The organism is Paenarthrobacter sp. YAF11_1 (assembly GCF_052113445.1).
Lineage (GTDB): Bacteria > Actinomycetota > Actinomycetes > Actinomycetales > Micrococcaceae > Arthrobacter.
In genome coordinates, this window is the sequence record NZ_JBFRDF010000021.1 from 1 (window position 1) to 21,901 (window position 21,901).

Sequence of the window (21,901 nt, forward strand, 5' to 3'; positions counted from 1 at the left end):
TATGCCCGGACCAGTGCGAGGACGCGGTCGCGGATCTTTTCCATGGTGGGCTGGTCCTTGGCTTCGGCGTTCAGGCGGAGGAAGGGTTCGGTGTTGGATGGGCGCAGGTTGAACCACCAGCTGCCGTCCTTGGCCGTGAAGGTGCTGCCGTCCATGTGGTCGATGTCGAYGTCTTCGGTTTCAAAGTCGACGCGGACGCGTTCAACGGCGCCTGCTTTGTCCTCGATCTCGGAGTTGATCTCGCCGGAGGAGACGTAGGGCTCGTACTGGCGGCCGAGCTCGGACAACGGACCGTCCTGCTCGCCCAGGGCAGCAAGGACGTGCATGGCGGCGAGCATGCCGGTATCGGCGTTCCAGAAGTCCCGGAAATAGAAGTGAGCGGAGTGCTCCCCGCCGAACACGGCACCTTCTTCGGCCATGACGGCTTTGATGAAGGAGTGTCCCACGCGGGTCCGCACCGCACGGCCGCCATCTTTGGCGACGAGCTCCGGGACGGCTTTTGARGTGAGGAGGTTGTGGATGATCACAGGAGTTTGTTCCCCCGCAGCCTGGGCGCGGGCGATTTCGCGGCGGGCSACCATGCCGGTGATCGCGGACGGCGAGACAGACTCGCCCTTCTCGTCGATCACGAAGCAGCGGTCAGCGTCGCCGTCGAACGCCAGGCCGATGTCCGCGCCGTGCTTGACGACGGCGGCCTGCAGGTCGCGCAGGTTTTCCGGTTCCARRGGGTTGGCCGGGTGGTTGGGGAAGGAGCCGTCCAGTTCAAAGTAGAGCGGGACAATCTCGAACGGCAGCGCCGGGAGCAGCTTGTCGCCAAGCACYGCCGGGGTKGTCAGCCCTGCCATGCCATTGCCGGCGTCGACAACGATCTTCAGCGGACGGGAGCCCGAAAGGTCCACCAGTTGGCGCAGGTATTCCGAGTAGTCCTTCAACACATCACGCACGCCGATCTCGCCGCGCGTACCCGCGGCCGGGATGGTCCCGGAGTTCAGGTACTGCTCGGCCAGGGCCTGGATTTCCTTCAGGCCGGACTCCGAGGAGATGGGCTGGGCGCCGGCTTTGGCCATTTTGATGCCGTTGTATTCGGCCGGGTTGTGGCTGGCCGTGAACGTGGCACCGGCRGCGTTCAACGCACCGCAAGCGTAGTAGAGCTCATCGGTGGAGATCAGATCCAGCAGAAGGACGTTCGCTCCGCGCGTTGCTGCACCGTTGGCGAAGGCCTGGCTGAACTCCGGCGAGGAAGGACGCATGTCTCCTCCGACCAGGACGGTCTCGCCTTCAAGGCCCAGGACGTCGATGAAGGCAGCACCCACGGCCTCGACGATTTCAGCCGTGATGGACTCACCAACGATCCCTCGGACGTCATACGCCTTAAAGGATGCCGAGAGGTCGAATGTCTTGTTCTGCTCGCTAGTCACGCGCTCAATCCTACTGTGGCACCCGGAGGCCCAGTTCCATGACGGCCAGTACGAGGCCATCGAAGCGTTGGTTGATGCCGGCCGCCGGGCCTTGGTGGTCCAGCGTACAGGTTGGGGAAAATCGGCTGTCTACTTCGTTGCCTCGCTGCTGCTGCGCAGGCGGGGTGCGGGCCCCACTCTGATTGTTTCGCCGCTGCTGGCGCTCATGCGGGACCAGGTTGCCGCAGCCGCACGGGCAGGAGTGCGGGCTGTGGCCATCAACTCCGCCAATGCTCTGGAATGGGACACCGTCCTGGCCCAACTGGCCGCTGACGAGGTGGATGTCCTCCTGGTCTCTCCCGAGCGGCTGACCAACCCCTCCTTCCGGGAGAACCAGCTCCCGGAACTCATCCGCCGTACCGGCCTTTTGGTCATTGATGAGGCGCACTGTATTTCGGACTGGGGACACGACTTCCGTCCGGATTACCGCCGGATTGCGGACCTTATCGCTCAGCTGCCAGCGTCCGTTCCGGTCCTGGCCACCACAGCCACTGCCAATTCCAGGGTGGTCCACGACATCGAGGAGCAACTCGGTGATGGAGTACTGACCATCCGTGGTGCCCTGGGCCGTGAATCGCTGCGGCTCGGCGTCCTGACACTGCCGGATTCCCGGGACCGGCTGGGGTGGTTGCTGACCCACCTGGCAGATATGCCTGGCAGCGGCATCATCTACACACTCACGGTCTCGGCGGCTGAAGATACTGCCAGACTCCTGGCCGAGGCCGGGCACAACGTCCTCTCCTACACAGGACGCACTGATCCTGCCGACAGAGAACGTGCGGAACAACTCCTAAAGGAAAACCAAGTGAAGGCCCTCGTGGCCACGTCCGCGCTGGGGATGGGCTTCGACAAGCCTGACCTGGGCTTTGTCATCCACCTTGGCGCGCCGTCGTCGCCAGTGGCCTACTACCAACAAGTTGGCCGTGCAGGACGTGGAGCGGCCAACGCAGATGTCCTGCTGCTTCCCGGCTCCGAAGACCGCGAAATCTGGCAGTACTTCGCCACGGCCTCCATGCCGTCGGCCGAGAAAGCGAACGCTGTCCTCGCTGTCCTCGGCGAGGCCGGTTCAGCGCTGTCCACGGTGGCTCTGGAAGCCAGGGTGGACCTTCGCCGAACACCGCTGGAACTCCTGCTCAAAGTCCTTGCGGTCGATGGAGCCGTGGAACGCGTTGGTGGGGGCTGGCGATCCACCGGGCTCCCGTGGAACTACGACGCCGAACGCTACGCACGGATCGCCGAAGCGCGGGTGGATGAGCAGGATTCCATGGTCATCTACCAGGACACCGCCGGGTGCCGCATGGAATACATCACCTCAGTGTTGGACGACGAAACGGCTGCCGCGTGTGGGCGCTGCGACAACTGCGCTGGCCGATGGTTCCCCGTGGACGTGGCAGCCTCCGCCGCCGACGCCGCAGGGCAGACACTGCGCCGGGCCGGAATAGCCGTGGAACCACGCCTTCAATGGCCCAGTGGAATGGACCGCCTCGGAGTGGCGGTCAAGGGAAAGATCAAGCCTGATGAAAGCGTGTCCGAGGGGCGGATTCTTGCCAGGCTCACCGACCTTGGCTGGGGTGGGTCGCTCCGCGAACTGTTCGCCGCCGGGGCGCCGGACCGGGCAGTAGACCCTGCCATGCTGCAGGCATGTGTCCAGGTACTGCGCGAATGGTCAGGTGCTGAGGGCGGGACTCCGTGGAGCGGAGTCGGCCGTCCTGCAGCCGTGGTCAGTGTTCCGTCACGGAGCAAGCCTCAGTTGGTTGAGTCCTTGGCTCAAGGAATAGCGGGCATAGGGCGGATGCCCTACCTCGGACAACTGCAACCACAGCACGGCGGGCCCACCGGCGCACGTGGAGGGAACAGTGCGTACCGGCTGGCAGGGGTTTGGGACAGGCTTGTGGTCGGTCCCGATCTCGCCCAGGCTTTGGCAGGTCTCGGTGGCCAACCCGTGCTGCTGGTCGATGACCTCATTGACAGCCGCTGGACCATGACGGTCTCGGCCAGGGCGTTGCGCCAAGCCGGCGTGAGCGCGGTACTGCCGCTGGCGCTGGCCCAAGCCGGATAGTGCCGCCACACGGGTAGTGCCGCCCAAACCGGGCAATGCGCTGGCCCACTCGAAGGCATAACGACGTCATGTTGTGATCGCTCCCACGCTGCCTCTATAGGATCAAGCAAACAGCCTGCTGCCCGTCGCAGGCATACGCTAAAACCCGGACCGGAGCCATGAGCGCAAACCAGAGCAACACCGACGTCGATGCCTCCGACCAGACGACGTGGCGGCCACGCCTGGCGCTGCTGGTGGCTGCAACGTTTTTCATGGAGTTCCTGGACGGGACCATCCTCACCACGGCCATTCCCAGCATCGCCTCCGATTTCCGGGTAGCGCCGGCGGACATCAATATCACCATGACGGCGTACCTGGTGACGGTCGCCATGGGCATTCCGTTGAGCAGTTGGCTGGCGGAGCGGTTCGGTGCCCGCACAATTTTCTGTCTCGCGATATCCGTGTTCACTCTTGCCTCCCTGCTCTGCGCGATCAGCACGGACCTGACCATGCTCACGCTCAGCCGGGTGGCGCAAGGCATGGGCGGAGCCATGATGGTTCCCGTGGGTACCCTGGTGGTGCTCCGGGGCACTCCCAAGTCCGAACTCCTCCGGGCCACCGCCTACCTCGTGTGGCCGGGCCTCCTTGCTCCAGTGTTGGCGCCGATGGTGGGTGGGGCGCTCACCACCTTCCTGTCATGGCACTGGATCTTCATCATCAACATTCCGCTTGGGCTGGCCGCCTTCATCGCTGCCCTCAGGCTGGTGCCGCGGACACAGCTCGACGGGAAGCGCCGGCTGGACTGGTTCGGACTGTTGCTGACAACGCTGGGCGTAGGCGCTTTGGTGGTGGGGTTGGAGACCTTGGGTGGGCACGCATCAAACGTCCTGGCCGCAGGAGTTGTCTTTGCCGGGGTAGTGTCCCTCGCAGGCGCGGTCTGGTGGATGAGCAAAGCGAAAGTTCCCCTGTTCAACCTCAGCGTCTTCGGTACCAGGACCTTCAGGGCAACATCCACCGGGGGTTTCATTTACCGGCTGACCATCAGTTCGGTCCCTTTCCTGCTGCCACTGATGTTCCAGGATGGTTTTGGCTGGGATCCACTGAAGGCCGGTGTCATGGTGGCAGCGGTGTTCGTGGGCAACATTGGAATCAAACCAGCCACTACGCCGTTGATCAAGCGTTTCGGGTTCAAGCCGGTGCTCGTTTTTGCCTCGTTCGCGTCGGCCGTGACGTTTGCGATGTGCGCCTTTCTTGACGCCCAAACACCCGAGCCGCTCATTTTCGCCTTGCTGTTGTTCAGCGGCGCGTTCCGTTCCATCGGTTTCTCCGCCTACGCCTCGGTACAGTACGCGGACATCGTTCCGGGGCAGTTGCCCTCGGCCAACGCCATCTCGGCAACGCTGGTTCAGTTGGCGGCAGCGGCCGGGATCGCCGTGGGTGCTTTGTTCCTGCGCCTGTTTGAGGCCACCGAGGTGTTCGGTCCTGATCAGGTGGCGGCCTACAAGGGAGCCTTCGTCGCCATGGCTGTTCTGATGCTGATCAGCACTGTAGACAGCCTCACCCTCCACCGTCATGCGGGTGCTGAAGTCAGCGGCGGCGCCAAACGGGGTTAAACGCAAAAGGTCCCGGTTCGAAAACCGGGACCTGTTCGCGGAGACGGGGGGATTTGAACCCCCGGTGGAGTTGTGCCCCACACTTCATTAGCAGTGAAGCCCATTCGGCCGCTCTGGCACGTCTCCCTTTGCTATTGCTAGCCCACCAAGGATACGCAGAACGTGCCGTCGAGCGCAAAACGCGGCCATTCTCCCGCCCATTTCGCTGGTTCGCTGCGGGACGGGCCGTGCGAACGGCCTGGCAGGCAGCGAACCAGCGAATCGGGCGGGTCGGAGCTACTAGTTGCTTCCGGCCAGCGAACGCCACAGGAAGTGGTTGCTCCGCGCCTGCAACGCCGCCGCCTGCCTGTTGTCCGAGGCGCCGGCATGGCCACCTTCCAGGGCCTCGTGGAACCACACATTCGGGATGCCCATGGCCTGCATGCGTGCAGCCATCTTGCGGGCTTGGACGGGTCCCACACGGTCATCGGAGGTGGCAGTCCAGATGAACGTCTCAGGGTATTCCACGCCGTCGTGCAGCAGGTGGTACGGCGAGAAGGTGCGGATGAACTCCCACTGCGCGGGGACATCGGGGTCCCCGTATTCGGCAATCCACGAGTAGCCGGCCGAGAGCTTGGTGTACCGGCGCATGTCTAGCAGCGGCACGCCGCAGGACACGGCACCGAACAGTTCGGGGTACTGGGTGAGCATGTTTCCCACCAGAAGCCCGCCGTTGGAGCCGCCGACGCAGCCCAGACGCGAGCGGCTGGTCACGCCGCGGGAGATCAGGTCACGGGCCACCGCAGCGAAGTCCTCGTAGGCGCGGTGACGGTTTTCCTGGAGGGCAGCCCGGTGCCATGAGGGCCCGTATTCGCCACCGCCCCGGATGTTGGCCACTACGTACACGCCGCCGCGCGAGTGCGTGCCGGAGCCGTCCTCGGAGGAAACGCCCACTGTTCGCCGCTCAAGCCACGCCCGGCCGATCGATCCGCTGTAGGCGGGGGTCCGGGAGATCTCGAACCCACCGTAGCCGGAGAGCTGCGTGGGGTTTTGGCCATCGAGTACCAGATCCCTGGACGCCACCTGGAAGTATGGAACCTTCGTTCCATCGGCAGAGACGGCAAAGTGCTGCTGGACCTCGTATCCGGCTTCGTTGAAGAACGACGGCGACCGCTTCACTTCTGCGTGCCGGCTCTCCACGCCGCCGGACTGCTCGCCATCGGCGTCGCCCGCACCACCGGCGGACTGCCCGTCACCACCGCGCGTAAGCGCCCCCCGCGTGAGAGTAGTCGGAGTGGTGAAGCCGGTAGCCACCAGCCAGAAATCGTTGCCGGCTGCGCCCTGGTCCTCGTCGTCCACGGCATAGGCATTGACATCGTGCAGCGGCGGGCACGCATCCAGAAGGGTGGATGCCCACGCACCAGCCGAGTCGACAGTGGACGGGTCCAGCACCCGAATCTCCGAGGAGACGTCGCGCAGGAGGTTCAGCAGCAGGTAGTCCTTGGTCCAGCTCCAGGACTGCAGCGACGTCTGGGTGTCCGGAGTAAACAGGACCAGCAGCGAACGGGACCCCGCAAGGTAGGACTCGAAATCGGCCGCCAGCAGGGACCCCGCCGGGTACACGGAGCCGTCAACGTCCCAGTCTTTCTGCGGACGGAACAGCAGCCAGTCGCGGTGGGCGCTGATGTTGACGTCGGTGGGAACCTCGATTGCCACCCACGAGTCCTCGCTCAGCAGCCAGGTGCTCCGGTTGTAGAAATCGATGTAGTCCACGGCGAAGGTCCGCTCGTAGCCCGGGGTCGAGTCATGGGCCACCATGGCCAGCATGTGGTCCTCGGGAATCTCAAAGAGCCGCTCGGCCTGGGCCAGTGTCTGTCCGCGTCGCAGCTTCACGCCGGTCCGTGCATAGGAGGACGTGGTTGCGGGCAGTCCCTCCGCAGTGCTGGACACCAGCAATGTGTCGGCGTCGAACCAGCTGACGTTTCCCTTGGCCGTGGGGAGGTCAAAGCCGCCCTCCACGAAGGTGCGGGATTCGACGTCGAACTCGCGGTGGCGGTCCGCGTCGCCGCCGTCGGGGGAGAGCGAGACCATGGCCAGGCGGTATTCGTCGCCATCGGCCGGCCGGAGGAAACCGGCGCCATGGAAGACCCACTCCACATCTTCGGCGGCGGCAAGGGCATCGATGTCCAGCAGGACATCCCACTTGGGTTCCTCGGTGAGGTAGCTTTCCCAGGTGGTACGGCGCCAGAGGCCTTTGGGGTGTTCCTGGTCCTTCCAAAAGTTGTAGTAGTAGCCGCCCCGCTTGGAGACCATGGCGATGCGGTCTGTTGAGTCAAGGACTTCAAGGATGCCGGCTTCAACAGCGGCGTACTCGGCGTCCTCGAGCAGTTCCTCGGTGCGGGCGTTTTGTTCGCGGACCCATGCCAGCTGTTCCTCGCCGTGGATCTCCTCAAGCCAGACGTTTTCATCCGTGGGCTCAGGCGACACGTCCGCAGCGTGGCGCGGCCCGGAGGGGCTGGCGGTGTCATTCTCGGGAAGTGGCGTCTGATCAGCTTCTGTGGTGGTCATCGCCCCATCCAAGCAACACTGTTCTGCCGTAAGCAAGTCACGCAGAAGTTAGGCTTGAGCGTGGCTAAATCGCAAACCAACCGTGTCGCCCTGATTGGGGCCGGCCCTCGGGGTACCAGCGTCCTGGAGCGGTTGCTTGCGAATTGGGCTGCCGGGAGTCCTCCGGGGACCACCCTGCACCTTGATGTGGTGGATCCTTTCCCGGCCGGATCGGGCCACGTGTGGCAGCCCGAGCAGTCGCGGTTGTACCTGATGAACACCCAGTCTTTCTATCCGACGCTCATCCCCGAAGACCCTATGTTGGCCGCGCCGCTGGCAGGTGGTTCCTTCGACCAGTGGCGTGAGGCCCGGCGTCGTGACGGCGCGGAACTGAACGACGCTGAGAAGGCCGAGTTGGCCACCCTCGAGTCGAACAATTTCCCCAGCCGCGCGCTGTACGGCAGGTATCTGCGCCAAACCTTGGCGGCGTTGCTCGAACGGCTTCCCGACGGCGTCGAGGTCACCTTCCATGAGACGACCGCCGTGGCGGCTCGCCCTCGGTTGGAGGGCAGGGCCAACAGTGCGGAGGGCAGGGCCAACCGCGCGGGGGACGGCGCTGCGAACGCTATGGCGGACGGGTTCGACGTCGAACTCGCCAACGGCGTCACCCTCACGGTCGGCTCCGTGGTCCTCGCCATGGGGCACATTGAGTCCCGGCTGAATCCGGAACAGCGCTCATTCAAGCGCGCCGCTGACGAGCAGGGCCTGCTGTATTTCCCGCCCGCACCGCCGGCCGACGTTGACTGGCAAACCGTGCCGGATAACGAACCCGTGCTGGTCCGTGGCATGGGATTGAATTTCTTTGACGTCATGGGCCAGTTGACGGAGGGGCGCGGTGGCAAGTTTGTTGATGCAGGTGCGCCGGGAGCCGGGGTATTGGAGTATCGGACTTCGGGGCGCGAGCCGAAAATCATCGCCGCCTCCCGCCGCGGCACGCCGTACCGGGCCAAGGCCGGCCTGGACGGCTACTATCCGAGCAGCATCACCATGCGGTACCTGACCGAAGACGCCGTGGACGTGTTCCGTGCAGCGGGAATCCAACCTGGTTTTGACCATGATCTTTGGCCGCTGTTGCACCGCGACGCTTTGTGGGCATACTACTCAACGCTGGCCCGCTCCCAGCCGACGGCCATCAAGGACCCTGCGCAGTTCCTCGCTGATCTTGAGGACGCGCTCCAACCGCACGCGCACACCACCACGCACTGGGAGTCCAGCGTGGGTGACCTCGTGGAAAAGCACGTTGTGTCCTCCCGCCGGCTGAACCTCCGCGGGCTTGCCGCTCCATTGGCAGGACGCACCTTTGCCTCCCGACGTGAGCTGGACTCGGCCATCACGGCCTACCTGGATGATGATGCGCGGCGATCCGCCCTCGGCGAGGCGGACCCCGTCAAGATGGCCATTGGTGCGCTCCACACCGGCCGGGCCATCCTCAAATCGGTGGTGGCCGATGGCGGCATCACGGACGAATCGTGGCTCTCAGGGTTGCGTGGCTGGTTCGAGTCCTTTGTCGAAGGGCTGGCCAGCGGGGCCCCTGCATTGCGCTCGGAGCAGCTGGCCGCTTTGGCGCGTGCCGGCGTCGTGAGTTTCGTGGGACCCGACCCGGCGTTCAGCGTGGACCGGGCAGCCAAGGTGTTCAGGGCGGTTTCACCGTGGGTGCACGATGCCCCGGCCGAAGCACCTACCTTGATCGAGGCGATGTCGCCGGCTAACAGGGTGGGCAGGAACGTGTCCCCGCTGCTGGAGCAGCTGATGGCTGATGGCCTGGTGCGGACCAAGATCATGATGGGCGGCGAGGGCGCGCCTGTGCAGACCACAGGACTGGACGTTGAGCCGCATCCTTACAGGCCCCTGGCCGCAAACGGGTCCGTCACAAAGAACCTGTATGTTTTGGGTCTTCAACTCTCGGCGGTGCAGTGGGGCACGGCCATCGCCGCGGAAGCCCGGCCCCGGACCGGACCGGCCTACGCCAGCGGACAGCGGACCCTCCGGGATGCCGACGAGATTGCCCGCAGCATTCTGGCCCGCTGAGCCACGCACGGCTACGGTTCGACACAGCGCGCACAAAGATCAGCGAGCACAAAGGCAGGGCCCTCACGAAGGGAAAGTTCGTGAAGGCCCTGCCTTTTGGCGTTCAGGGGGTTGCTAGCCCCGCAGGCACCTCTGGTACTCCAACCAGGCGAACGCGTACCGCAGCCACCCCACAATGTCGTACCACTTGGACGGCTTGGCAGGTGCGGTGCACTGTGGCGGGTTCGGGCCGCTCTCAGCAACCGTCACCAGCGCCTTCACCACGGTTCCGCTTTCGACGGCGGTGAGCACCAACGTGCCGGAGCCGGCCGCTGCCGAGGCGGGAACCTTGAGGTCCACCGTGGCTGCACCTGCAGTCACCGGAACAGCTCCGAGCGTCACCGCCGCACCCTTGCTGTCAACAAAGACCGCGTTGAGGGTGGCGTTGGCGGGGCTGCCGATGGATGTCAGGTTCAGCTTGGAGACGGCCAGTGCGATGGGCTCGCCTGCCTTGACCTCGGCTGCGGTGGAGTTCGCCACGGCGACTGAACGACGGGCAAAGTCCGGCGACACCGGTTTGTGCTCCTGCAGGTATTTGATCCAGGCGTCGCGATCCACCAATCCGGTGTCCTTGGTGTTGCTGCCTTCCTTGAAGACCCGGAAGTTGTCGCCACCGGTGGCAAGGAAGCTGAACGTGCCGATCTTGTACTGCTTCGCGGGATCGATGACGGCGCCGTTCACCCAGATGCCGGTGACCCGGTCGCCTGCGGGACGGGCGGCATCGTAGGTGTAGTTGACGTTCTTGGACAGGCCAAGCTGCTGGTAGGGCCGGCTGGGCACGGTGCCGTCAGCGTTGGTCTGCCACTGTTGCTCCAGGAGTGTCTTGAACTGGGCACCTGTCAGTGACGTGGTCCACAGGTTGTTCACGAACGGCAGGACCGCATTGGCTTCGGCGTAAGTGACGGTGCCATCCGGGGCGTAGTAGAGCTCGTTACGCAGGCCGCCAGGGTTCACGACGCCGATCTCCGCCGCACCCAGTTCGGGTGCCTTGAGCGTCTCCACCAGGGAATCCGCCACCAGGTTGCCCAGCGTGGATTCGTTCGCGCGGTCGTCCCGCTTGGGGGCGCCGCCGGCAGGATCCGGGGTGAAGGCGGTGGTGATATCGGCGGTCACTGCGCCAACGGGCTGGTTGCCGATTTCAGCAGCTTGGGCCAGCGCCTTGTCCACGATGGTCTTCACTGCAGCCACCCGCGGGTAAGCAGCAACCAGGCTTTCGGCGGTCTCGGTGGTCCGATCCACGATTGCGGCCTTGTACGCCGTCACCGACTTGCTGGCGGTGTCCACTGTGAGCGTCACGCTGCCCACGTTCTCGCCGTAATTTCCGGTCTGCACAATGGGACGGGTCTTGCCGGTCGGCTGGCCGTTGGAGTCCAGCACGGGTGCGTCCCAGGCGTATTCCTTGTGGGTATGTCCGGTGAAGATGGCAGCAACGTCTGGAGTGGTTTCGTTGACCAGCTTGGCGAAGGGCCCGCCGGCGGCAACTTCCTGCTCCAGCGTGGCGCCCTCAGGAGTGCCGGACGCGGCGCCGTCGTGGTTTTCCACGATAATCAGGTCGGCCAGATCGTCAGCCTTGATCTTCGCTGCAACTCGGTTGATGGCCTCCACAGGATCCCCAAATTCGAGGTCCGTGATGCCTGCCGGCGTTACCAGGGAAGGAACTTCCTGGGTGACCGTGCCGATGACTGCTACCCGCATCCCGTTCATGTCCAGGACCTTGTACTCCGGCAAAACTGGAGTGGTGGTGCCCTTCTGGTAGACGTTCGCACCGAGGTACGCGAACTTTGCGTTGGTACCTCCGGCGACGACGCGGTCGCGCAGGTCCTGCCAGCCGCCGTCGAACTCGTGGTTGCCCACAGCGGAAGCCTGGAGCTCCAGGGCGTTCAGGACGTCGATGGTGGGCTGGTCCTTCGCTACTGAAGAAGCGAAGAGCGAGGCGCCGATGTTGTCGCCGGCCGAGATGAAGGCCGTAGCGCCGGGGGCAGCTGCCGCGCGGAGCTTCTCCACCGTTCCGGCAAAGAGCACGGTGTTGGTGTCAATGCGGCCGTGGAAGTCGTTGATCCCCAGGAACTGCAGGTCAACGCTTGCGGGTGCTTCCGTGGTCAGGTTCAGGCCCACCACCACAGGATCGTGGTCGCTGGCCCGGAACTCGTCCGCGGCATAGTAGTTGGTCACATTGTTGTTATACCTGCTGTACTCCAGCGCGACGGACTCCACGGAGTTGATGTTCCAGATGTCGGTGCCAGTGACGGCCTTGGCGGCAGCAGGGGAAGCGAGGATGTGGTCCAGGGAACCCACCATGCCGCCGAACAGGTAGGAGTGCTTGCCGGTGCCCACCTCAAGGTCGGAATAGCCGGCGGCGGTGAGGACGTTGATGGGGTCTTCCTTGGCGTAGGCGTTGAAGTCACCGATCAGGAAGACCTTGTCCGTGCCCTTGGACGCCTGGAGATCCTTGGAGAAGGCAAGCAACGATTCAGCCTGCTTGGTGCGGGCAATGTTCGAGGCGCCCTGGCCCTTGTCGGTATCGTCCGGAGTAGCGGCGGAGCCCTTGGACTTGAAGTGGTTCACGATCGCGATGAACTTCTTGTCATCGGCTCCGCCAACCGGTTTGAAGACCTGGGCCAGCGGCTTGCGTGCGCTGGCGAAAGCCACGGTGTCGTTGTGGATGATGGATTCGCCCACAGGCTCAGCCACGGCCTTCTTGAAGATGAACGCAGTGCGGATCATGTCTTCATCGCTCAGCGGGGGAGCGTTGGCGGGCGTGCGTACGTAGTCCCACACGCCAGGTGCCTTGACGTTGAGGGCCTCTACCAGCTTGGACAACGCGTAGTCGCGCTCCTTGCCGAACTGTGCGGAGTTCTCGATTTCCTCGAGGGATACGACGTCGGCACCGGACTTGGTGATGGCCGCTACGATCTTGGCCTGCTGGCGCTCGAAGTTCTCCGCATTGGCAGCACCGCGGGCGTTGCAGCCTTCCTTGACCGTGATCGGGTTGCCCTCGCGGTCAGTGTAGAAGACGCAGCCTGCCAGCTGGTCACCGGTGGTGGGGAAGTAGTTCAGCACATTGAAGGACGCCAGTTTGAGGCTGCCTCCCACATCAGCGGGACCTTCGGGCCGGGTGGCGGTGAAGCCGGCCGGTTGGACCGAGTCAGCGTTGTCCGCGTTGAGTGCGGTGAGTGGCTGGAACTTCCAGGAGTTGTTGCCGTAGCCCAGGATGACGTCGGTCCGGAACTGTGCGGGCGAACCCACGCGGACAGGATCCGAGGTTGTCAGATATGGCAGTTGCTGGGCCTTGGTGGTGGCGTCCTTGAGGAAGTTGGTGGACGCGCCGTCGTCGAGCTTGATGCCGCGCAGCGCGTTGTCCGCCACCACGGCGGCGTACTCCGGTGACCCGTAAACCGCCACTGCGGTGGGCTGGACCAAAGGCGAGGTCCCGGCTGCGAGGCCGATTTCGCCGTATTGGTTCAGGGAGTAGTTATCCGTGACAGTGAAGTCGCCCTGGGGAGCCACGAGCATGCCTTCGAGGCTTTCCCTCGCGGCCTCATTCGCCGGCAACGCAAACGGCGTGGACTTGACCTCGGGGGCCGCTTCAGTGAGCTTCGTCAACCCTGCAGCTTCAACGGTGAGCTGGGTCTGGTTGGCGAATTCGCTGACGACACCTGTGAGTTCCAGATAGTCGCCCTGCTGGACGGTTCCGGTGGTCGAGGGTGAGTAGACGAACAAAGCGTCCGACGACGTCCTGGCCGCCCCGGCAGTATCGCCGCCAGTTCCGGGGGTCTGGACGTAGTAGCCGTTGAACCCGCCGGTTGCGTACAGGGCGGTGATCTTGCCGCGGGTGGTCACGGTGCTGCCGGCCAAGGGGCTGACCGTACCCGTTCCCTGGATTTCGGCAATGGTCTTGACGCCGGGCTCCGGCTCCGGATCCGTGGGCGGCGTCCCGCCGCCATTGGAGGCCGTGGGCGTAATGGTGGCGTTCAGGCTGAAGTCTGTGGCGTTGGAGTCTGTATCTGCCCCGTTGGTCCGGTTCAGGCTCTTGACGTCCGAGTTTCCACTGGGCGCAGTTGCCGCAGCGGTCTCGAAGGTGTTGGAGGTGCCATAGCCAAGGAGGTCGGCGATGGCGGCGTTGCCCGTCACTGATCCAGCCGGCAGCGGGGACACAGCGGTGGCCTGCTTGGCCAGGACCAGCGTTCCCGTGGTGCCGCTGGGGTTCAGCGTTCCGGTGGCCTGGACATCGGCCGTGGGTAGTGCCGGGGCGGTGGAGGTTCCGCTGTTGGTGGCTCCCTGGACCAGGAAGTAGCCCTTGGCGGGGATGCTGCCGGTCAGGGGAGTGATCCCCGTGGGTGCGGCGGTGGCTGTTCCTGAACGGTACTGCAGCGACCAACCTGCCAGGCTGACGGGTGAATCCGAGGAGTTGTAGAGCTCAATGAATTTGTTCTTGAATGCGGCGCCGGCACTGCCACCGCTGAGGTAAGCCTCGTTGATGACTACCGGCGATGAGCCGGCAGGGGCGGACGGATCATCCGCTGCCATGGCAGGCGCGGCCGTCAGCGGGGCGGCAAGCAACCCCGCTGACAAGACCGTTCCTGCCAGTACTTTCCAATGTTGTTGTTGCATCCGCTCTAACTTTCATTAGGGGACCCTGTGGGGCCCTTTGGACGACGCCCGCAATCTTGTGAAGTGGGCGCTGTTCCGGAAGTTACTCCGGGGTAAACCTGGTGCTCGGGCATAGCAGAACACGATGGAATGAATGGGAGGTGGACCGAGGGTGGCCGCAGGGTTCCCTCGGTGCTCCCGCGTTACTTCGCGGCGCCCTTGAGGGTCCCTGCGGTGGCGGCTCCTGCTGCGCCACCGATCAGGCAGACGATCTCCCGGTCTCCGTTTTTCCAGGAATCACCGGTGGGGTGGAGGAAAGTGACGTCCAGCTCGGATTCCTCGAACGGCAAGCCAACGAACGGCGCGAACTGGGCTCCGCAGTACTCTTCAGCCTTGGCACCCACCTCAGCGTCGCCGGGGAACGTGGACGCGTCCATGTTGGTCAGCGCGTAGGCCTCGAGGTCGTGGCTCTGATCGCACGGAATGATGGTGACATCCATAACTTCCTGGCTGTCCGGATTGGCGATGCAGTCGCCCAACTTCACTTTGAAGGCATCGGCCTTGGACGATTCCGTAGGCTTTCCTGATTCGTCCCGCTTGGCGTCGCCGCTGCTGATCAGCGAGCAGCCCGCCAGTGCGATCGAGGCCATGCCCAGAACAGCGGCAGTCCTGAGTGGGCGTGAAAAGTGGTGCATGTGGGTCCTCATTCCCCGGGGGATAGCAGGCAACAGGCCTGCGATCAACAGTGGGGGACCAGACAAGGACCCACGCCGGCTGATCCCCCAACGCCGGCAATGAGCGGATCCGGCCGGCCACCCCTGGGTAGGGGGCAGCCGGGCAGGCCCGATGTGATGAAACCTAGGCCGTTTGGCCCAGGTCCTGGATAACTTTGAAGACAGCTCCCGTGGGGTCCTGCAGCGTCGCCAAACGACCAAACGGAGTGTCCTCTGCAGGTTGTGTGATGGTGGCGCCCAAGGCCGTGGCTTGCTCCACGGTGGCGTCCGTATCCTCCACAGCGAAGTAGACGCTCCACATGGAGGGGACCTGTTCCGGAAGGAAACCGGAGGCATCCATGATGCCGGCCTTGGCGTCGTCTCCGGCGCCAAGGGTGGTGTACCGGAACTCCGGAGTATCGCTCATGACGTCCGTGTCCCAGCCGAAGACCTTTTGGTAGAAGGTGACTGCTGCCTCGTAGTCCTTGGAAAGGAGTTCATGCCACGCGGGAGCACCGGCCTCAGCCGCCAGCTCGTAGCCCGTCATTTCACCGAACTCCCAGGCGCCGATGGACGCGCCCGAGGCATCACCGTACATGGCCATGCTGCCCTGCTCCGGGACTTCCATGGGTTCCAAATACACCTGGCCTCCGTGGGCGGCGGCTGCCTCGGTGGTTGCCTTGATGTCATCGGTGCGCAGGTAAGTGGACCAGACATCCGGCATGGCACCCATGTCAGCCTGCTTCGCCATGATGCCTGCCACCATCCGACCGTCCTTCAATGCCGTGATGTAGCCGCCGTACTTTTCCTCATCCCCGGTCTCATACGTCCATCCGAAAAGCGCGTTGTAGAACGTCTTCGCTTTCTCAGTATCGGACGTCATCAGATCAATCCAGCAGGGTGCACCGGGAGTGATGTCAGGCTTAGGCATGGGTCAGGCTCCTGTTGTTATTCCGCGGCGAAAGCTACGGCATATGTCAATGGTGTGGAGACAGACAGAACACTATGCGGGGGGTCTGACACTTTCAATGATCTTCCGGGTGTCAGTTCTCAGTTGCGCGCTCCTGGCGGCCCTGCGGAACAGCATTTAAACAACAAAGATGCCCCGGGTCCTGGAACCCGGGGCATCTCATTGGCGGAAGGTAAGGGATTTGAACCCTTGGTACGGGGTTACCGCACACTGGTTTTCAAGACCAGCTCCTTAGGCCGCTCGGACAACCTTCCTCGCCTAGTAGTGTTTCATAGGGAGTTGGCTGTTCCAAAACATCACCTCCTCCAACCCCTGCCCCGGGGGCTCGAGGACCAGCAAGAAACCGGGAGTTCGTCATGAAAGCCGTCTACATCTCAGAGCCAGGCGGGCCCGAAGTCCTCGAAATACGCGAGGTCCCCGCACCGGTGCCAGGCGCCGGCGAGGTCCTGATCGACGTCGTGGCTGCCGGCCTGAACCGTGCGGATGTCCAGCAGCGGCGCGGTTTCTACCCGCCACCGCCGGGCGCATCCGACATTCCCGGGCTTGAGGTCTCCGGCCGCATTGCAGCCTTTGGTCCCGGCGTCACCAAGGCGTTCTCCGTGGGGGACAAAGTCGTTGCGCTGCTCTCCGGCGGCGGCTACGCACAGCAGGTGGCCGTCCCCGCGGAACAGGTCCTGCGGATTCCCGAAGGCGTGGACCTCATTACCGCCGCGGCCCTGCCCGAAGTTGCTGCCACCGTCTACTCAAACCTCATCATGACCGCGCAGCTGCAGCCCGGGGAGACAGTACTCATCCATGGCGCCACAGGCGGCATCGGCACCATGGCAATCCAGTTGGCCAAGGCCCACGGCGCAACGGTAGCCACCACTGCCGGAACCGACGAGAAAGTGGGAACCGCCAAGGCCTTCCTGGGGGCCGACATCGCCATCAACTACACCGAAGAGGACTTCGCTGAAAGCCTCAGGGCGCAAAACGGGGGCAAAGGCGCGGACGTGATCCTCGACGTCGTGGGTGCCAAGTACCTCCAGCAGAACGTCGACGCGCTCGCCGAATACGGCCGCCTGATCGTCATCGGCCTGCAGGGCGGGACCACCGCAGAGATCAACCTGGGCCAACTCCTCAGCAAGCGGGCTGCCGTGATAGGTACAGCGCTTCGGCCGCGGTCTGTGGCAGAAAAAGGCATCATCATGTCCGCCGTCCGGGAGTCTGTGTGGCCGATGCTCACCGACGGGAGGATCAGGCCACTCGTGGCCAAATCCTTCCCGCTGGACCACGTCCGGGAAGCCCACCAATATTTCGACTCGGGCGAGCACGTGGGCAAGGTCCTGCTGCTCCTCTGATCCGTCCGTCCAACCGCAGCGAGGAGCCATATGTCCATCCGGCACAGCCTGCTGGCCCTGCTCCAGGACCAGCCCCGGTACGGCTATGAGTTGCGCGTCGAATTCGAGGACCGGACCGGTGCCGCCTGGCCGCTGAACATCGGACAGGTCTACACCACCCTGGACCGCCTTGAGCGCGACGGCCTGGTCAGTAAAGACGGCGACGACGGCGGCGGCCACGTCATCTACAGCATCACTGACGCTGGTGCTGGGGAAGTCGAGGCTTGGTTTGGCGGCGCCGTGGACCGTGGCGCCCCGCCGCGAAACGAGATCGCCATCAAGCTGGCCCTTGCCGTGACGCTGCCCGGTGTGGATACCTCCGCGGTGATCCAATCCCAGCGTGAGGTGTCCGTCAGGGCGTTGCAGGAACACACGCTGGCGAGGAAGGCAGTGTCAGCCAACCAGCGTTCCGTGGACACCGCCGGACTTCTGGTGCTCGATTCCCTGATTTTCCAAGCGGAAGCCGAAGTGCGCTGGCTGGATCTGTGTGAAGCCCGCATGGTGCAGGCGCAGGCCAACGGGGGAGCGGGCTAGTCTCCTCCGGTGCGCGGAGCATGGTCATCCGCCGCAAGGCTGTGACCGTTCACCGCCGCTTTGTTCCACCGCGGCGCGTGCACCCTTTACTTGTCTGTGACGGTTGTTACTGTGCTGGAAGGCACCCGGCGATGCGGTCCCCACCGCGAAGATCGCCACAAGAGCAGTACCCATCACTGCAGCAGTTCTCAAGGAGGAGATATGGGCAAGGTTCCTGACAAGACCGGACTCGCGGAAGGGCTGGATCCTACATTGCCTTCCCCGGCCGTGGATGACTCCGTCCGGGAGGCTGAAGAGAGTAAGTGGACTCCGGCCAAGATCGGGCTGTGGGTGGCGATCTCGCTGCTGGGAGCGGTGGCATGGTTCATGCTTGCGCTGGTACGCGGCGAAACGGTGAACGCCATCTGGTTCGTTTTCGCCGCGGTATGCACCTATCTGATTGGCTACCGCTTCTATTCCAAGGTCATTGAGCGCTACTTGCTCAAACCGGATGATCGCCGCGCCACTCCTGCCGAGTACAAGGCTGATGGCAAGGACTATGTCCGTACTGACCGCAATGTGCTGTTCGGCCACCACTTCGCCGCCATTGCCGGCGCGGGGCCGCTGGTGGGACCTGTCATCGCAGCCCAGATGGGCTATTTGCCAGGCACTATCTGGATCATCATCGGCGTCGTTCTTGCCGGTGCCGTGCAGGACTACCTGGTCATGTTCTTCTCCATGCGCCGCGGTGGCCGTTCCCTGGGCCAGATGGCACGTGAAGAACTTGGCGTTATTGGCGGCACGGCGGCCCTCGTGGCCACCCTGCTCATCATGATCATCATCGTGGCCATCCTTGCCCTCGTTGTGGTCAACGCCCTTGGCGAGAGTCCGTGGGGTGTCTTCTCTGTGGGGATGACCATCCCCATCGCATTGTTCATGGGCATTTACCTGCGCTTCATCCGGCCGGGCAAAGTGATGGAAGTGTCCATCATTGGCTTCGTCCTGCTGATGGCGGCCATCATTGGCGGCGGCGCAGTGGCCGGAACCGAATGGGGTGCAGCCTTCTTCCACCTGGACAAGGTCACCATCGCCTGGGGCATCATCGTCTACGGCTTCATTGCTGCCATCCTGCCGGTCTGGCTGCTCCTGGCGCCGCGTGACTACCTCTCCACGTTCATGAAGATCGGCGTGATCGTGATGCTGGCCTTGGCCATCATTGTGGTTCGTCCGGAAATCACTGTTCCCGCGTTCAGCGAGTTCGCCAGCCGTGAGAACGGACCCGTCTTTTCCGGGGCGCTGTTTCCTTTCCTCTTCGTCACCATCGCCTGTGGTGCCTTGTCAGGATTCCACGCCCTGATTTCCTCCGGCACCACGCCCAAGCTGATTGAGAAGGAACGGCAGACGCGCTTCATCGGCTATGGCGGCATGCTCATGGAGTCCTTTGTGGCCATCATGGCCCTGGTAGCTGCCATCTCGATCGACCGCGGCATCTACTTCGCCATGAACGCGCCTCTTGCCCTCACGGGAGGAACGGTGGAATCCGCAGCGCAATGGGTGAACAGCCTCGGCCTGGCCAATGTGAACATCACCCCGGACGTGCTGGCCCAGACGGCCAAGGATGTGGGCGAGGAGAGCATCATCTCCCGTTCCGGTGGTGCACCTACACTGGCGGTCGGCTTGGCACACATCATGCAGCAGTTCATCGGCGGACCCGGCATGATGGCCTTCTGGTACCACTTCGCCATTATGTTTGAGGCACTCTTCATCCTCACCGCAGTGGATGCCGGCACGCGTGTTGCCCGGTTCATGCTGCAGGATTCCATCGGCAACTTTGTGCCCAAGTTCAAGGAAGCCTCCTGGCGTCCCGGCGCCTGGCTGTGCACCGCCATCATGGTGGGTGCGTGGGGCGCGGTGCTCCTGATGGGCGTTACCGACCCCCTGGGCGGCATCAATACGCTCTTCCCGTTGTTCGGCATTGCCAACCAACTCCTGGCGGCCATCGCGCTGGCGGTGTGCCTGGCCATCACTGCCAAGCGGGGAGTGTTCAAGTGGCTGTGGATTGTGGCGCTGCCGCTGGCCTTTGCGGCAGTAGTGACCATTACTGCCAGCTTCCACAAGATCTTCTCGCCGGTTCCCGCAGTGGGCTACTTCGCCAACAACCAGGCGTTCTCCAAGGCCTTGGCGGACGGCAAGACGGAGTTCGGCACGGCGAAGACCGTTGCAGCCATGGAAGCGGTGGTCCGCAACACCATGATCCAGGGAGTGCTTTCGGTCATCTTCGTGACGTTGAGCATCATCGTGATTGTCGCCGCCCTGCTGGCAACCATCCAGGCCATCCGTGCCGGCGGCGGACAAGACCATGAGGACCCGGCCGTGCCATCCAAGGTGTATGCCCCGGCCGGACTGATCCCAACGTCCGCGGAGAAGGCCCTGCTGGCGGAGTGGAATGCCCTGCCTGCGGAGAAACGCACGCAGAAGGCCGGGCATCACTGATGAATGCCGTGACTAAAGGGCTTCGCTGGTTCGCCGACTATATGGCTTCACTCATGGGTGCTGACGCCTACCGCAAGTACCTTGAACACTTCAATGCCTCGGGCCATGCCGGTCCTGCCATGACGGAACGTGAGTTCTGGCGGGACCGGATGGACCGGCAGGACAGCAATCCCCAAGGCCGCTGCTGCTGAAGGAGAACCAAATTTCGCTACGAACGAAGTCCAAAATGAGGGACTGGACGGGGGTTGGCGTGAACCCCATGAGAGTATGAACGAATGAGCGATCTGAACGACATTCAGCCCACGGATGAGGCTTCGGACGACAAACCCGTGGAGGGAACCACTCTGGACGAGGGCCTTGAGAATCCCGATGGACAGCAGCCCGGCGGGGGAGAGTCCGGGAAGGATGCCAAACCCAAGGGCGGTAATCTTCACGAACTTGTTGACGAGCCAGCCAAAGTGATGCGAATCGGCACCATGATCCGCCAGCTCCTGGAGGAAGTAAAAGCCGCGCCCCTGGATGACGCTGCACGCGGTCGCCTCGCCGAAATCCATGAGCGCTCCATCAAGGAACTCGAAGATGGGCTCGCCCCTGAACTCATCGAGGAGCTGGAACGCATCAGTTTGCCTTTCCCCGATGAAAAGGCGCCCTCCGATGCCGAACTTCGCATCGCCCAGGCACAGCTGGTGGGTTGGCTGGAAGGCCTGTTCCACGGCATCCAGGCAGCCATCGCCGCCCAGCAGGCCGCCAAGGAACACGCTGCCGCGCAGATGCAGCTTCGTCAGCTGCCGCCAGGAACTGTCATCGCGCCGGGCGTCGTCATTGGCGAAAACGGCCAGCCACAGCGTGCCGCAGCGCCGGGAGCCCCTGGTGCTGCTGCGCAGGGCCGGCCGGAAGACCCCGACCACGGTCCGGGTCAGTACCTCTGAGTTCGCACGTGGGTTTCTTTGGGGCCGTCCGCCAAGGACGGAAAGACGATCTGGAGCTCGGCAAGGGGTTGTGGCGACGCGCCCACGACCGTTTCCACCGTGGCCTGGACCGGTACCACCAGGTTCTTGAAGGCGTTGACGATGACCAGTTGTACAACGAACTTGTACAGATCGCCAACGAGCTCGCCGAGTTGTCTCCGCGCGTGAGGACCATTTGCGTGGAGGCGCAACGGCGCTCCCCAAGCGATGGCCTTGATGTTCCGGGGGCGCTGGCAGGTGTCCACCGGGCGTTGTCCAAGGCTGGAAACTCCCTTGCCACCACTGCGGAGGCGGCCGCAATGTTGAGGTTGGCCGTTGGCCCGGTTCCTGTGGGGGCGCTCTCTGTCCGGCGGCGCTCGGAGTCTGTCTTCGAGCAGGTGGCTGACGCGGAGCGTCAGCTCGGAGCCTAACGAACCGACAAATATGCAAAGCGTGCGCAACTACACGCGCACGCTTTTATTCCTCCCGCGCAATAAGTTAAGCGCATAGCTGATCTCCGTAACATTCCGGGCTT

Annotated in this window: 14 protein-coding genes and 2 tRNA genes; 9 read left to right on the forward strand and 7 right to left on the reverse strand. The window is 63.7% G+C overall.

Features of this window, described 5'->3' with window-relative positions:
• The coding region (locus tag AB4Y77_RS21850; protein ID WP_442015336.1) for a phosphomannomutase/phosphoglucomutase at positions 1 to 1,418 on the reverse strand (1,418 nt) is incomplete at its 3' end.
• Between AB4Y77_RS21850 and AB4Y77_RS21855 the strand changes: the two genes are divergently transcribed.
• Both AB4Y77_RS21855 and AB4Y77_RS21860 read left to right on the forward strand, forming a co-directional pair.
• The gene (locus tag AB4Y77_RS21855; protein ID WP_442015337.1) at positions 1,336 to 3,516 is read left to right on the forward strand and encodes a RecQ family ATP-dependent DNA helicase; all 2,181 of its coding nucleotides are present in this window, start codon (positions 1,336 to 1,338) and stop codon (positions 3,514 to 3,516) included. The genes AB4Y77_RS21850 and AB4Y77_RS21855 overlap by 83 nt on opposite strands.
• 158 nt (positions 3,517 to 3,674) lie before the next feature.
• Complete coding sequence (locus AB4Y77_RS21860; RefSeq protein WP_442015338.1) at positions 3,675 to 5,108, forward strand: MFS transporter; 1,434 nt, start codon at positions 3,675 to 3,677, stop codon at positions 5,106 to 5,108.
• A 38-nt stretch (positions 5,109 to 5,146) separates the two neighbouring features.
• Here the strand turns inward: AB4Y77_RS21860 and AB4Y77_RS21865 are convergent.
• Positions 5,147 to 5,234, reverse strand: a tRNA-Ser gene (locus AB4Y77_RS21865).
• Between the two features lie 153 nt (positions 5,235 to 5,387).
• A complete protein-coding gene (locus tag AB4Y77_RS21870) occupies positions 5,388 to 7,655 on the reverse strand; it encodes a prolyl oligopeptidase family serine peptidase (RefSeq protein WP_442015339.1) in 2,268 nt (755 codons plus the stop codon).
• A gap of 60 nt (positions 7,656 to 7,715) precedes the next feature.
• Between AB4Y77_RS21870 and AB4Y77_RS21875 the strand changes: the two genes are divergently transcribed.
• Entirely contained in the window at positions 7,716 to 9,722 is a 2,007-nt protein-coding gene (locus AB4Y77_RS21875) for an FAD/NAD(P)-binding protein (RefSeq protein WP_442015340.1), read from the forward strand.
• A 114-nt stretch (positions 9,723 to 9,836) separates the two neighbouring features.
• Here the strand turns inward: AB4Y77_RS21875 and AB4Y77_RS21880 are convergent, their stop codons facing one another.
• From AB4Y77_RS21880 to AB4Y77_RS21895, 4 genes are all read right to left on the reverse strand, one after another.
• Positions 9,837 to 14,372 (reverse strand): ExeM/NucH family extracellular endonuclease, encoded by a 4,536-nt coding sequence (locus AB4Y77_RS21880; protein ID WP_442015341.1) that lies wholly within the window; start codon positions 14,370 to 14,372, stop codon positions 9,837 to 9,839.
• A 182-nt stretch (positions 14,373 to 14,554) separates the two neighbouring features.
• The gene (locus AB4Y77_RS21885; RefSeq protein WP_311214990.1) at positions 14,555 to 15,046 is read right to left on the reverse strand and encodes a septum formation family protein; all 492 of its coding nucleotides are present in this window, start codon (positions 15,044 to 15,046) and stop codon (positions 14,555 to 14,557) included.
• A 163-nt stretch (positions 15,047 to 15,209) separates the two neighbouring features.
• A complete protein-coding gene (locus AB4Y77_RS21890; RefSeq protein WP_311214989.1) occupies positions 15,210 to 15,995 on the reverse strand; it encodes a VOC family protein in 786 nt (261 codons plus the stop codon).
• A gap of 202 nt (positions 15,996 to 16,197) precedes the next feature.
• Positions 16,198 to 16,288 (reverse strand) — tRNA-Ser (locus AB4Y77_RS21895).
• Between the two features lie 102 nt (positions 16,289 to 16,390).
• Between AB4Y77_RS21895 and AB4Y77_RS21900 the strand changes: the two genes are divergently transcribed.
• The 6 genes from AB4Y77_RS21900 (at position 16,391) to AB4Y77_RS21925 (ending at position 21,797) form a co-directional block, all read left to right on the forward strand.
• Positions 16,391 to 17,374 carry an NAD(P)H-quinone oxidoreductase gene (locus AB4Y77_RS21900; protein WP_442015342.1) on the forward strand — a complete coding sequence of 328 codons (984 nt, stop codon included), beginning with the start codon at positions 16,391 to 16,393 and terminating at the stop codon, positions 17,372 to 17,374.
• 30 nt (positions 17,375 to 17,404) lie between these two features.
• Positions 17,405 to 17,947 (forward strand): PadR family transcriptional regulator, encoded by a 543-nt coding sequence (locus tag AB4Y77_RS21905; protein WP_311214987.1) that lies wholly within the window; start codon positions 17,405 to 17,407, stop codon positions 17,945 to 17,947.
• Positions 17,948 to 18,148: 201 nt separating this feature from the next.
• Complete coding sequence (locus AB4Y77_RS21910) at positions 18,149 to 20,419, forward strand: carbon starvation CstA family protein (RefSeq protein WP_442015343.1); 2,271 nt, start codon at positions 18,149 to 18,151, stop codon at positions 20,417 to 20,419.
• Positions 20,419 to 20,610 (forward strand): YbdD/YjiX family protein, encoded by a 192-nt coding sequence (locus tag AB4Y77_RS21915; protein WP_442015344.1) that lies wholly within the window; start codon positions 20,419 to 20,421, stop codon positions 20,608 to 20,610. The genes AB4Y77_RS21910 and AB4Y77_RS21915 overlap by 1 nt, the downstream gene beginning before the upstream one ends.
• Positions 20,611 to 20,694: 84 nt before the next feature.
• Positions 20,695 to 21,348: a bacterial proteasome activator family protein gene (locus AB4Y77_RS21920; RefSeq protein WP_311214984.1), complete on the forward strand. Its 654-nt coding sequence runs from the start codon at positions 20,695 to 20,697 to the stop codon at positions 21,346 to 21,348.
• Between the two features lie 8 nt (positions 21,349 to 21,356).
• Positions 21,357 to 21,797, forward strand: coding sequence for a hypothetical protein (locus AB4Y77_RS21925; RefSeq protein WP_089593773.1), 441 nt, complete (start codon positions 21,357 to 21,359; stop codon positions 21,795 to 21,797).
• Positions 21,798 to 21,901: the final 104 nt, after the last annotated feature.